General features: G+C 59.9%; 12 protein-coding genes and 1 pseudogene. 5 read left to right on the top strand and 8 right to left on the bottom strand.

Features of this window, described 5'->3' with window-relative positions; genetic code table 11:
- The 7 genes from EN738_RS20285 to EN738_RS20255 form a co-directional block, all read right to left on the bottom strand.
- Positions 1–418: hypothetical protein (locus tag EN738_RS20285; RefSeq protein WP_145966885.1), on the bottom strand; the 418-nt coding region annotated here is incomplete at its 3' end.
- 56 nt (positions 419–474) lie between these two features.
- Complete coding sequence (locus tag EN738_RS20280) at positions 475–1,977, bottom strand: terminase (protein ID WP_127285256.1); 1,503 nt, start codon at positions 1,975–1,977, stop codon at positions 475–477.
- Positions 1,974–2,372 (bottom strand): hypothetical protein, encoded by a 399-nt coding sequence (locus EN738_RS20275; protein ID WP_127285255.1) that lies wholly within the window; start codon positions 2,370–2,372, stop codon positions 1,974–1,976. The genes EN738_RS20280 and EN738_RS20275 overlap by 4 nt, the downstream gene beginning before the upstream one ends.
- 370 nt (positions 2,373–2,742) lie before the next feature.
- A complete protein-coding gene (locus EN738_RS20270) occupies positions 2,743–3,282 on the bottom strand; it encodes a hypothetical protein (protein WP_127285254.1) in 540 nt (179 codons plus the stop codon).
- On the bottom strand, positions 3,279–3,614 hold the full coding sequence (locus EN738_RS36375; RefSeq protein ID WP_245494587.1) for a hypothetical protein: 336 nt from the start codon (positions 3,612–3,614) through the stop codon (positions 3,279–3,281). Before EN738_RS36375 ends, EN738_RS20270 begins: the two co-directional genes overlap by 4 nt.
- Positions 3,611–3,799 carry a DNA-binding protein gene (locus EN738_RS20260; protein ID WP_127285257.1) on the bottom strand — a complete coding sequence of 63 codons (189 nt, stop codon included), beginning with the start codon at positions 3,797–3,799 and terminating at the stop codon, positions 3,611–3,613. Before EN738_RS20260 ends, EN738_RS36375 begins: the two co-directional genes overlap by 4 nt.
- A gap of 58 nt (positions 3,800–3,857) precedes the next feature.
- Entirely contained in the window at positions 3,858–4,337 is a 480-nt protein-coding gene (locus tag EN738_RS20255; protein WP_127285253.1) for a hypothetical protein, read from the bottom strand.
- Positions 4,338–4,491: 154 nt separating this feature from the next.
- On the opposite strand from EN738_RS20255, the gene EN738_RS20250 reads away from it, so the two are divergent.
- The 4 genes from EN738_RS20250 (at position 4,492) to EN738_RS20235 (ending at position 8,715) form a co-directional block, all read left to right on the top strand.
- A complete protein-coding gene (locus tag EN738_RS20250; protein ID WP_127285252.1) occupies positions 4,492–5,718 on the top strand; it encodes a site-specific integrase in 1,227 nt (408 codons plus the stop codon).
- A gap of 336 nt (positions 5,719–6,054) precedes the next feature.
- Entirely contained in the window at positions 6,055–7,245 is a 1,191-nt protein-coding gene (locus EN738_RS20245) for an integrase arm-type DNA-binding domain-containing protein (RefSeq protein ID WP_091595317.1), read from the top strand.
- A gap of 280 nt (positions 7,246–7,525) precedes the next feature.
- Positions 7,526–8,164, top strand: a complete 639-nt coding sequence (locus EN738_RS20240; protein ID WP_126034257.1) for a hypothetical protein — start codon at positions 7,526–7,528, stop codon at positions 8,162–8,164.
- A gap of 335 nt (positions 8,165–8,499) precedes the next feature.
- Positions 8,500–8,715 carry a hypothetical protein gene (locus tag EN738_RS20235; RefSeq protein WP_091595108.1) on the top strand — a complete coding sequence of 72 codons (216 nt, stop codon included), beginning with the start codon at positions 8,500–8,502 and terminating at the stop codon, positions 8,713–8,715.
- Between the two features lie 10 nt (positions 8,716–8,725).
- Here the strand turns inward: EN738_RS20235 and EN738_RS20230 are convergent.
- A pseudogene (locus EN738_RS20230) lies at positions 8,726–9,226 on the bottom strand (aminopeptidase); the annotation flags it as partial.
- Positions 9,227–9,839: 613 nt separating this feature from the next.
- Between EN738_RS20230 and EN738_RS20225 the strand changes: the two are divergent.
- Positions 9,840–12,651: STY4851/ECs_5259 family protein (locus EN738_RS20225; RefSeq protein ID WP_145966884.1), on the top strand; the 2,812-nt coding region annotated here is incomplete at its 3' end.

Raw genomic sequence — 12,651 nt, 5'->3', positions numbered from 1 at the left:
GAGAGATCAGGCCGAACCGGCGGCGAAGGCCGGCGACCGGCTTCAGGGCGTGCGCAATCAGCCGGCTGATGCGGATTTCGGTGTCGGGATTGTCCAGGATGCCAGCGCCGTTCTTGGGATTCAGGCTCCGCGCCACCCGCGCACAGTCGCGGTTCGTGCCCAACCAAAGCTTGATGTGCTCGCAAAGCTGTTCTGCGGCCTCCTGAGCCTTTGTCGCGGCCTCGTAGCGCTCCGAGTTCAGCCGCTTCAGCTTGTCTTCGAGGCTGGCAATCCGGGTTCTCTCTGCCATCGCTGCGGCCTCACGCTCACGCCGCGCGATCTCGCCGCCGGCAGCGTGGATGCTAGTGATTTCCGCCTCGATCGCGGCCATGGCCATATGATCGATGTCGCGGCCCTCGAGCATGGCAACGCCAGCCATCTTTCTGGCGGCCTCCAGCCGGGCCTCTGCGTCGGCAAGTTGGTTTGGTAAGTCGGTCATTGGCGGTAAGGCCCCCTGTCCGTGGTGATTGGTCCGTATCGGCCGGTCTTTGCCTTCATGTTCGCGTGGCCCAAGTTGACGACTGGAGCGCGGAAAGCCTGGGAAGCGGATTCAGCGCGACGTGCCGATGGAACGTTCACCAGCGCCCCAAGCGCGGCGTTAGCAACGTCGTCCGAAGCGCCCGTCATATGGTCCACCTGATCGCGGCCGGTGCGGGTCGTGCGGCGCTCCAACTGAGCGATTTGGCCAACAAGGCGCGTGTTATCGAGCAGCGAGGCAGAGCCAGACATAAGCAGGGGGAGAGCGTCGAGATAGATTTCGCTCCTCGACCGCTCAGAAGCTATGTAGCGGATGCCCTCTTTGCGGAAGGCGTCGGAAACCCATGTGCCGGCGTACCTGTCACCGTTCACAGTTGAGATCCGATAGACATCGAGGACACGGCGGAATTCCGACACGACATCGGCGGGGGCAAAGGGCGGCTTCACTTCCCGGATGCAGTCGAGGACGGCGGTGTCGCCCTCCTTATGCGAGATACCGAGCGTCATGCTGTCGTGAGCGCCGCCACTCGGATCGACGAATCCGACGTATTTCCATTTTCGGTCGTAAGGACGCTCGTGGACGCCGACATCAACGAGGCGCTCCACAATGCCACGATCAATGAAGGTGCTTAGGTCGCCCCTGAAATGGCCATCCCATTCGGCCGCGGCGGCTTCCGGATCGTCAATGTGGGCCTGATCGATGATGGCTTGATCAATTTTCGGGTTAAAAAGCCGCGTTCCCGCCCTCACCACCAACACCGAGCCATCATTTATCCCGAATGACTGGTTGTGCTTGTTATAGAGCAGCCCGCGTTGGCCATACGGCGAGCTGATGCCAACCAACATACCGTTGGCCGCGCTCAATGCGGGCAACACAGCCCGATACACCTCCACGTCCGGGCTGCTCGACTCTTCGGAACGCCAGAACGCGCTTTCATCGAAGATGGCAGCGATGACCGTCCTGCCTCGGATGGTGCGATGGTTGGCGGTGTGGATGACGATCGCGGTCCGATTGGTCAGCCTGATCTCGTCAGCCGTCACGCTCTCGACCATCTCGGCAAGGATCGGAGATGCTTCGATGAAGCCCTTGCAGTAATTGTACACGGCAAGCGCCTGGGTCTTCGAAGCAGCCATCACAAGGACGTGCCCGATCTCACCGGCAACCAGTCGAGAGGTGTCGGCCGTGACAGCCTCATAGACGGCCACAGCAGCCGCCATGCGGCTCTTTCCGCTTCGGCGGCCCACGATGGCCCAGCACTCACGAACGCGGCCCTTAGGTGGCTCCCTGTCGCCGGCAACGGAGGCGAAGACGGCTCGCTCATCATCAGTGAGCGGCAATCCCCGCGCGGCCTTCAGGATGCTGATCCAAACACCCCAGGTCTCAGCCGGCCCCAGACCAGCACCAAGCAAGTTCGGATCACGCAAGGCTGCATCGATCGAAAGGCCGGTGAACATCGTCATTTGGCCGCCCCTGCGTAGTTCGAGGCGACGTAATCCCGAAGGCTCGGGGTGATGTCCTTCAATGCCCTACGCTCAAGCCCCAGATCGGCGAGCAGCCGGCGCTGGGCATTGGTGAGGGCCATGAACTCGTTGATGTCGATCGGCTCGCCTGCGATGTAGCTGGCGGCTGCATCCTTCAGCATCGCGCCCAAGCACGCCACGTTGTCGATCAGCTCCAGCTTCATGACACTGAGGTTGGGCTTGCCACCGAGATCGGCCGCCAGGTTGTCCCTCAGTTCGAACACGACGCGCGCGGCAGTCGTGCGACGGTCGAGATCGTTCAGCGTCTTGAGCCGAACCTTTCCGCCCCCTTTCGGTGCGGACTCGCCTTCAATCTCTGCTGTATCTGCCTGCACTTTTGGGCTCCAAATCAATGCTTGCAGAGTACCATTGCGCGCAACATGCTCGCAACATGTCATTTTTCACTCAATGAAATCAACAACTTAGATAACGAAACGCGGATATATAATCCGCTTGTCGGAATAAATCGTAGCGAGTGGGAGCACCGAAGCAGGCCGAGACAAAATGGTTCGAGGCTGTTGCGTCTCGTCAGTCCTCGAGGCTGTTGCGTCTCGTCAGTCAACTCGGATTGCCCAGCCTCTTTTTCCCAAGCGAGCCCTCTAAAATCTCTCTTTCGGTTTTTCGTATGCGTATGGTCTCAATCTCGGTTTCCGTATCGGTCTCCGTCTCCGTATATCGATTGTCATTCGATACCCTATCCATGGGCTATCTCACGTTCCTGTAGATGTGGGCATCGGGGTCACCCTTGCGCAGATAACTGGTGCTGGTGAGTCTGCTCTGACTGTTGGCGGCTGATTGCCTTTCGCCGGCCCTTTCGGCCTCTCCAGCCTCGTAGGCGGCTTGCCCGAGATCAGTTTCGGCGAAGTCGGCGTTCACCTTCTCGCGGAGCATCTCGCTTTCGATCTTGTCGATCTGGCTCTGGATGGCCTTGGCGTATTTCCAGGAACCTTTGGCGTTATGCTTGAACCAACGATCGATATAGATCTCGTTGGTGTCGGGATCAGTGATGATGAGGCCGGCGCTCTCCAAGTCCGCGAGACAGGTCTGATACTTCGGCTCCGGCCAGCCCGGGCCGAGATCAGCGCAGGCATAGCCGGGCCGAATCTGAGAGCAGCCGCAACTGGTCTGGTGTGGGCTGGTGAGCAGATAGAAGAACAGCGCCCGCCGACTGTCATCGAGGGTCAGGAAGCGCCTGGAGCTGTGAAGCCCAGGCGCAACCATGGTGAAATTGCGGGTGTTGCTCATCCCACCGCCTCGCACTTCAGGCGATGTTCGGCCTTGTGGTGCCGGCGGCAGAGCCAGCGAACGGCCATAGGCTTTTGATAGCTTTCGTGGTGATGGCCATCCGTCTGAGGATCGCCGCAGACCTCGCAGGGCTGCCTCTCGATCAGGCCGCGCTTGAGGGCTACACGCAGGCAGTAGTGCGCCCACACCTCAAGAGGATGATCGGCGGCCCATTTCTCTTGTGAATGCCAGCGAGACCGATTAGATTGGGGTTGCGACTTGTTTGCTTTGGCGCCGCTTCCGATGATTGAGCCCATCGGGGCGGCGTCTTCATTCTGGACGGCGTTCCTCATGCAACGTCCTCCAGGAAGAGAGCGAGAAGCTTCCCCCTTTCGATCACCCAGCGCCCGCCAACTTTCTTGGCTGGCAGGGTGCCGTTTTCCAACATGTAGAAGCACTGGCGAGGCGTGCGGCGGATCACGCGGGCGATTGCCGCGCATCCCCACACAAGGTCGATCTTGGGTGACTGGTCTTCCATGGTAGTCCTTTCTTCAAAATGGAAGTACATTTATTGTACTTCACGGGGCAAAAAATTTTTACCGCAACGCGGCGAGGTGGGTATTCAGGGCCATGATGATGGCGCCCGAATCCGGTTCATGAAGGTGTTCCGTGGCGAAGCGGCCGATTGTCCGGTCAACATCGATATGTTTTTCCTCTGGGTCGTCGCGTCGGCAGCCGGCCGTGCCCATTCTGACCCCTTGGGGCCTATCCTGCACGATTAGGTAAACCACCATCTCATCCGAGATTGCCTGCTCTACAAAGTGCCTGATGCCCGGAAGCATCTCGCGAAATTTGGCGGCGAGATCGGTGAGCTGCGGCAACTCGACATGCATCTGGGCGAAATAGGCGATGACACAGGAAACCATGGCCTCGTCGCGGCTGAATCGGCGGTGCGTGCCGGTGCCGGCTCTCTCCGTGTCCTTGTCGGCAAGGATGGCGCCGCACTCGGCCCAGAATTGAACCGACCGACGCTTCGCGCCAGTGATCTTGGTCAGGTCCGAAAGGCTGTATGTCACGCGACTCTCCGGCATCAAGTACAATTATTGTGCTTATCTCGCACGGAATGCCGCAAGCTGTCAAGCGTCTCCCTCCGTTCCCAGCGATTGACAAGCGGACTTATTGCGACATAATGCAACACAGTTTCAGAAATTCCATGAGAGGCAAAAAGCAATGTCGGTACGCAAGCGCTTTTGGAAACCCAATCCCGAGGGCAAGTTCAAAAATGATGAAGGCAAGCGCTTCGACAATTTTGCCTGGGTGGTGGATTACAAAGACCAGAACGGCGTCCGAGCCCTGCGCACCTTCGACAAGTATGGCGACGCGAAGGAGTTCGAAACGACAATGCGCGGCGAGGTCCGCGACAAGAAGCATGTCGTTCGCAGCAAGTCCCTCACGGTCGCCGAAGCCGGGGACGAGTGGATTAAGGCAGTCACCCACGGTCGCGGGGAGCGCGGGCCGGCAGAGGCCTCCACGCTTCGACAGTACAATCAGCACCTCAAGGATTACATCAAGCCCATGCTGGGTACCGTGAAGCTGGCGGACTTGTCGAAGCCCGACATCACCAAATTCCGCACGGATCTGTTAGCGAAGTTGTCGCGCGCCATGGCAAAAAAGGTTCTGCAGAGCCTCAAGGGCATCCTCTCGGAGATGCAGCACCAGGATCAGGTTGCGGTCAACGTCGCCGCGACTGTCCAGATCGGTACCGGCCGCCACAAGGAAGATGTGGCTGTGCCGTCCATCGCGGATATCAAGGCAATTCTCGCCAAACTGGACGAGTTGGCATTGCAGCCGAACAAACGTTGGGCTGAGGCATGGCACAAGCGCCGGGCGTTCCTCGCCACCGCCATTCATACCGGCATGAGGGCGTCGGAGCTTCGCGGTTTGCCGTGGGCTGCGGTGGATCTCAAGGCTGGGACGGTCGAGGTCCGCCAGCGCGCCGACGAGAGCGGAGACATAGGGGCGCCGAAGTCGAAGGCAGGCAGGCGCACGATCAATATCCCCGCCTCGCTGGTGGCCATCCTGCGGGCATGGAAGCTGCGGGCCGGCGGTCATGATTTGGTGTTCGCAACCACTGAGGGCACCCCGGAATCGCTCCCCAACATCTTCAATAGGGCATGGAAGCCTATCCAGATCGAGGCCGGGGTTTGCGATCCGACCGGGGAGAAGGACGAGGACGACAAGCCGATCATGGAGCCGCGCTATAACTTCCACGCCCTGCGGCACTTCCATGCGTCGATGCTAATTGCCGACAACGCCAACCCGAAGGAAATTCAAGTCGAGCTTGGCCACAGCAGCATCCAGATAACCTACGACCTGTACGGCCATCTTTTCGAGGACGAGCATGCGGGCCGGCGCCGACAGGAGCGCAGCGAGAGGCTTGCCGGGCTGCTTGGATAACGCTCCGTGCGACATGAACAGGGGTCAATTGCAACATGGCCACTGTTTTAATTACGTTTTCTGGCGCTCTATGCGGACTGAAAATCCGCGTGTCGGTGGTTCGAATCCGCCTCTGGGCACCATCCCCTCCTCTCCCGACACTCCCTTTCGCCGAATCTTCTACGCTTCTGTTTGCACAAACAACTGAAATCGTTCATCTTTTTGGGAAGGATGGCGCGATTGAGCGCGTTTCATGGAATTTCGGCGTATTTGGTCTAACGAGGCGGAGGGCTGGTATTTCCGTTGGTACTGGACATCCTGATGGTATCGAAACAGCCAAAGGGAGGTGTCCCACAAATGGCCCTTTCCGACGTGAAATGCCGAAATGCCCGTCCTGCTTCCAAGCTATTGAAATTGTCTGATGGTGGCGGGCTCCAGCTCTGGGTGCAGCCCACCGGATCCCGCCTATGGCGCCTCGCCTATCGATTTGACGGCAAGCAGAAGCTTCTGGCGTTGGGCAGCTATCCCCTTATTTCGCTCGCCGAAGCACGCAAGGCGCGCGATGACGCCAAACGTCTCCTCCTCACTGGCATCGATCCCGCGCAGGAACGCAAGTTGCGAAAGGTCGGTTCGGCAAAGGACAGCTTTCGATCAATCGCCGAGGAATATGTGGACAAGCTGAAGAAAGAGGGACGTGCCGACCGGACTATCACCAAGGTCAAATGGCTACTCGACTTCGCCTATCTCACCTGTGGGCACAAGTGCATTCGGGACATTGATGCGGCCACTATCCTTGCTGCCCTTCGTAGCGTGGAGGTGCGCGGTCGATACGAGTCGGCCAGGCGGCTGCGCTCGACCATTGGCAGCGTCTTTCGATACGCCATCGCCACTGCACGCGCCGACACTGACCCCACGTCCGCGCTGAGGGGCGCTCTCATCAGGCCAACGGTCACGCCGCGTGCCGCCATTACCGATCCGAAGGCATTCGGCGGCTTGCTGCGTGCGATCGAGACATTCGACGGACAGCCCGCAACCCGAGCGGCTCTGAGGTTGATGGCGCTGCTGTTTCCCCGCCCCGGTGAGCTTCGCGCTGCCGAATGGGGGGAGTTCGACTTCGAAAGTTCGGTATGGACTATCCCGGAAGCGCGAATGAAAATGCGACGACCGCACCGCGTTCCTCTTTCAACGCAGGCTTTGGATATCCTGGCCGAGCTTAAAAAAATCTCCGGCGCTGGGACGCTGCTGTTTCCAAGCGTGCGATCGCCTTCTCGTCCGATTTCCGACAATACACTCAACGCCGCCCTGCGTCGCATGGGTTACAGCAAGAATGAAGCAACGGCCCATGGCTTCCGAGCAACGGCATCAACTCTGTTGAACGAATGCGGCAAGTGGCATCCAGACGCCGTAGAGCGACAGCTGGCTCATATTGAAAATAACGACGTTCGGCGCGCCTATGCCCGGGCGGAGCACTGGGAAGAGCGCGTCAAGATGATGCAGTGGTGGGCAGATTATCTGGAAAAAATTGAGAACGCCGGAACGCGCGGGTAAACTCAATCAGATGCGGGCAGCCAGCTGTCCGGCACGTATCGCGAACGTCCGGTTTACGCTGCATAGCGGCCGTTGAGGCCTGCGTTGCCGCTCTCCCGAAGCGGACATCCCTGGGGAACCTGGCGGCCTGAAGGCGGAATGGGTGATCCGACGAAGGCCGAGAGCGCTGCGATCTAGCGAGGGCTGGAACAAGGCATGGTTCAAGGCCAGTGCCGGAGCGCCGCGCTAGCTGATTCCACACTTGTTGAAGCCGACATGATGGGAGACCTATCTAAGGCCCATGTCCACACGCCAGAAAATGGATGCAGCTGCGAATTTGATCGAAGGGTGGACGCTCCCGTCTGCGGCCACGCTTGGGTCATCGGTCCGAGCCAGAGGGATCGTTCGCGAAGTGCGAGCCCACCTGCCTTTGGCGGCGAAAAAGCTGCTCGGTATCGAGGTCGGGGTGCTCACCTTGCGCATGCCGGAAGGCGCCTATGGCGATTTCCGGACTGCGTCGGCGATTGTGTCCAAAACGCTGGAAGGCATCGAAGGCCTGCCCGTAATTCCCCGTGAAGTCGAAGACATCCTGACGATCTCTTCGGCAGAGCGGCACCGGTGGCTCAAGGACGGCCGCTTGCAAAGCACAGGCACACGTACGGTGAAACTTCGTGGTCGCGCAAGGAAGGTAACTTTTCACGTGTTTGACCCACGTCACATCGAGGACGTGCTCGATCGCGACTTGGTTACGGTCTGGCGCGAGGACGACGCGATAGCTGCTGCAGAGAATAGGCGGCGGGCCGCCGGAAAGGCCGCCCTGAAGCGTGCGCAAAAGAGCGGCCGCAGGGCCGCGTCTGCGCCTGACAGCACTCGGGACGAGGTGTCACGTCAGAAACTGAAGGGCTGGGACGAATTCGAGAGTGACGGACTTCTGCGCTGATTCAGCGAAAAAAGATTCTTTCGCTGCTCCTGCCCACTACGACCGCACTGGCCCGAATCCTGATCCGGGTCGCGCGCCTGACCTCCGGGAGTCAATGGGCGTAAACAGTCCGCGAGTCTGGTTCCGGCCCAGGTAGGCGACAGTAACGGGCCGCCATATCGGCCGTTCACCACGGGCGACACCATTTCCCGAAAGCAGCGAGCCGTTGGCGCGCGTCATCGGTATCCCTTTTAAGTCCCAGGGGATACTGTTGCCGCCCATCAGCCGTCTTATCGGTATGGCGAAGCCGCTGATCTGTGTTAAGCCGCCGCCCGAACAGCCGAAGGAGTACACCCGTGAGCGAGCCGACCGTGGCCGAGGCGACCGACAGCATCTATGCATCGCTCCGGGCGAACAATGCCGACATCGATGCAAATATCGCGGCGCTCAAAGCGGCGCTGACGCGAGAGGGGATAGAACAGGCGGTGCTCGATCCGACCAGGCTGGCGCAGAACAACCGTTCGAGCCGCAAGGTGATGCAGGCTTATTTTCGGCAGCGCGGCGTGACGTGAGGTGGGCCAATTCATGGAACACGAGCCCTGCAAGATACGTTTCATCTTGGCTGAGCATGGTGCTTAGCAGCGGGTCACTTGACCAGCCAAGCGTGCAAAATGCAGTGATGCCCGTCAGATAGACGTCCAGGCCCTGCCTCTGAAGTGCGACAGCGGTTTCAATCGCAGACCTTTTGGAGAAGTATCCTCGGTACGGAACGCATCCGAACACCGGAAAGCACCATGTTCGTGGCGTCAGCGAGAATTCCGACGCTGCGAAGACGGCCCATGTCACGGCGTCCCGACCAACGTTGACATGGCTGCGGTAGCTATTGTTGTCTGGAAGCGCTAGTTCATCTATCGCAAACTGTCGGATGGCGCTCGCCGATTCCATTCGAGCGCGTAATGTCCCAGGGATCGAAGGATCGTCGATCAGCTCTTCGACATCCTGGCGCGCCGCCATGATCTCCACGTGACCCTTCAAGGATTGTGCGTAGTAAGAAATGCTGGTGCAACCTGCCAGGCTGGACATCACGATCATCGCAGCAACCGAACGAAAAAATGCACGCATCACGGTTGCCCACGGCATTTGCTCACACGTCCGGATAGGGCAAACGTCGCAACTACGCCCGGTCCCAAACAGTGGCTCCAATTTGGTTGATGTCCTGGATGGGGGTTTAGGTTAGACGTTCGTCTTCGGCAAGATTGTCACAATGTGGTCATTCGCTGCCAAATTGCCGAATGTCCGCTATAAGCCGGACACGGCGACGTGGAACTATCCGCCTAGGAGGTCTTTTTCTCCTGAAGCTTCCGGTCGCATCCGGCCCAACGCTGTTGGTCCGCAATGCGCCCACGTCGGCCATAGACGCAAATTGTCTCCTCCCAGGAAGTAGTCGTTGCCGATGACCATGCTCCAGGTCGTAGTCGCGCTAATAGCTGCCATTGGGAATCGTTCCGCGAAGATAGTTCGGGGAAGCTGAACGACGACCGTGCAAGCGGCCTGCCGAGGCCGTCGAAATTGTCTTCGAAATCGTTCCTATTGTCGAAAAGTCCGCTCTCGCCCTCTAGGCGGCCTGCTCGCAGAGGAAAACTTCACAACTAATGCACAGTGTGTCACAATCTGAATTGGGAGCCTGGGGGGAAATATGGACGAGCCGCGTCTAGGTCTACGCGGCGCTTACGAGGCCTTATTCCGATCGCGCGGATTATCGCTCCCTGATGGGCGCCCACTTTATCGCTACCGATTCAGCCGACAAGAGTTCGAGGGCGTTCGGGAGGTCCTAAAACGCCATGGACCGACCGCGCTGAACGACTCCCATGGTCAGGCTTTGTTCGTTGCTTTCACAGCCGAGTGGTATCGCCGGGAACGCGCCGGGGGGGCTTGGGACTGGATCAGACCCTTAGCTGTCCTTGGAATTCGATATCACGCGAATGATTCGGCCGCCGACGTGCGCTACGCGGTGGTGCGGGAAGCCGCCGAAGCTGGCTTGAAACGGTGGCGACGCCCTCAGCCGACCGACGTGCCGCTCCTCTTCGGCGTAGTGCGCGAGGCGGGTTTTCCAGCTGCTGCCATCAAAGAGGGAACCTTGGGGTTATGGCTGAAGCGCAGCATCTTGGCGATCGAAATGGGCTTCACACCTGCCGAGGCCGTCGCAAGTGAGGCATGGCGGGCGGGCGAAACGCTTGTTCAGGCGCTGGTGGAGCCAGCCGTGGCGCTGTCCACGGTAACCGTTCGTTTCCGTCAACAATTGCCGCCCCTCCACGAACGAAATGACCGAGATCCCGTGCTCCACCTGGATTCTGTGGTGCCTGCTTGGCGCAACGATCTGCCTTTTGACTTGGAGGAAGGCGATTTTCGATCTCTGGTGGAAGACTTGGTCCGGACCCGGCGCGTCGAAGGGGGAGCCCTGGCGGCAAGCCGATTGCTGCGGCGCACCGCCGAAGGGTGGGCGCCGCGGGCCGAACTCACCTTGTCAGGTGAACTCGACGTGGTCCGAACATCTCCCCAATTGCAGGCAGCGATGGAAGGTGCCACTCGGCTGCGCATCTTTCCGCGGGGTGATCTGCCGGGTTTGAACCGGCCCATCGCCGTGCTGGAACAGGTGGAATCAGACGAGGCGACAGCGTGGGAGTCCCGTCCGCTGGTCAAGGCGTTCGAAGTTCCCGCTCGCCTGAACCAGGCAATTAGGTTGGCGGCAGTTGCAGGGGAGACCTTAGTCGAAGAGTTCACCGCGTTTGCCGGCGAGCCGGTAGACGCGCCTGTCCTCCTCTTCCAGCCAGATCCTGGCGTCGATTTTGAGAACGCGCTTGAACTAAGATTCATTGGCAGTTCGCCCTTTCGAAGCACTCGGCCATGGCTGGCTATGGCTGTAACGCAGGAGGCTCGTTCAGCACTGAAGTTCGAACACCCTCCTTCTGACTTGGGAGACTGCATCCTCGATGGACGCTGTCTTCTGGCCTTCGTCGGGCAAGCTTCGCTCGACCTTGGTGATGGGCGTCTCACGTGGCGTAGCGCGGCCGAGCGCGAGGATACGAAGCGACTGATCCTCACAGGAGAGACTCTACGGCGGGTGCGCGAGACGGTGTTCCTAGGGACGCCAAAGGCTTGGCTTTCGGATGGTCAGCATCACACGCTGGTTTCGTCGGAAGACCTAATTTGGCGGTCGTTGGGGAGAGGCTCGTGGCGTTCTTCGAACAAACACGCGCCCCTGGGCAGGGTCGAGATCGCAATGAGGCGGGGCGGTGAACTGGTCGCTTGGACCTGCGCCGACGTTGCGCCGCGTGAATTGGTGCTATCGGGAGAACCGCGAACCCACTCGTTGAAAATCGAGAATCTGCTCGGGGCCAGCGTTGCGGCGAAGGGCGGTCAGATCCTTCCGATCTCCAGGAATGGTGATGACGCGCGCGTCGATCTTCGACTCCACACCCCAGGCGCGATGCTACACGTGGCGCTGCGATGGGACACCCAACTCGACCTAACGCTCGCTGATCCGATTGCCGAGCCGCTCCTGTTGACCCCGGACATGCGGCCCGCCGTAAGCCGGGCCCAGATTTCGATCGATCGACTGCATGGGTTCCGCCTGTTGGCGCCTGGCGGTCGCGACCTATGGCTGGTGGTTCGGCAGGGCGCAGGACAGCCCGTGCAGGCCACGCGTCGTATCGACGGTCTCGTCCCGCTATCGGCCTTTCAAGACGAATTGCGGGATCTCCTTGGTAGCTTTCCGGACCTCGATGCGGAGGTGCGCCTGAGCTGGGCCGGTCGAGGTGACCACTTCGCCGAGATCGCCTGGTACGACGAAGACCAGCCGCTGGTGGCCGAGAAAGGCATTTCGCCGTTCTCGGGCCTTTCGAGTATCCTTGGTTGGAATCTGGATGCGCTAGCGCTGACGCAGCCTACCGCGAAACTCTCCAACAACCTTCCACGCCTTTCCTTGCAGGAATTGCAGACGCGACTCCTGCAAGAGCTCGGTCCGGGCCCCTGGCTGATCTTCGGGCGAACCAATGACGGGACCTCGCTCAGACCGAAGGTGGTCGCCCAACCACCGGGCGACGACGATCGTGGAAGTGCGCTTCGTCTGGCCTTCAGGATCGCACGACGTGACGCCCGGGACGATGCATTTGCTACAGTGTTAAAGCACCCGGAAGCCTTGAACCGCGCTGATCTCCGCCTCTTGGTCGATCTGAGCGTGGCCGCGCGGGATCGCAACGTGCCCGTGCCGGCGATCGATGCCCTGCGGTCACTTTGCCGTGCCCCCCAGGCGGCTCCGTGGATCCTGTCGACCTGCGACACTCTTGAGGAGCGCGACGCCGTGATCCGGCTACAAAGTGAGTTACCCTTCCTCTGGTGCGCAACGGAAGTCAAGCACTGGGTGTCTGCGTTTCGAACGAGAATTGACGAGTTGGAGCGCCGCCTGGAACGGTTGGAACTACCGACTGCCGACGCAGGGCGCAATGTGG

Origin of the sequence: Mesorhizobium sp. M4B.F.Ca.ET.017.02.2.1 (genome assembly GCF_003998955.1) — a bacterium.
In the GTDB taxonomy this organism is placed as follows: Bacteria; Pseudomonadota; Alphaproteobacteria; order Rhizobiales; family Rhizobiaceae; genus Mesorhizobium; species Mesorhizobium abyssinicae.
Note: the sequence above shows the minus strand (reverse complement) of the source record. Positions and strands in the feature narration are given on the sequence as shown.

What these genes read in the sequence shown, in the direction of transcription:
- EN738_RS20280 (WP_127285256.1), bottom strand. Translation starts at nt 1,977, where the DNA reads ATGACGATGTTCACCGGCCTTTCGATCGATGCAGCCTTGCGTGATCCG.
- EN738_RS20270 (WP_127285254.1), bottom strand. Translation starts at nt 3,282, where the DNA reads ATGAGCAACACCCGCAATTTCACCATGGTTGCGCCTGGGCTTCACAGC.
- EN738_RS36375 (WP_245494587.1), bottom strand. Translation starts at nt 3,614, where the DNA reads ATGAGGAACGCCGTCCAGAATGAAGACGCCGCCCCGATGGGCTCAATC.
- EN738_RS20260 (WP_127285257.1), bottom strand. Translation starts at nt 3,799, where the DNA reads ATGGAAGACCAGTCACCCAAGATCGACCTTGTGTGGGGATGCGCGGCA.
- EN738_RS20250 (WP_127285252.1), top strand. Translation starts at nt 4,492, where the DNA reads ATGTCGGTACGCAAGCGCTTTTGGAAACCCAATCCCGAGGGCAAGTTC.
- EN738_RS20245 (WP_091595317.1), top strand. Translation starts at nt 6,055, where the DNA reads ATGGCCCTTTCCGACGTGAAATGCCGAAATGCCCGTCCTGCTTCCAAG.
- EN738_RS20240 (WP_126034257.1), top strand. Translation starts at nt 7,526, where the DNA reads ATGTCCACACGCCAGAAAATGGATGCAGCTGCGAATTTGATCGAAGGG.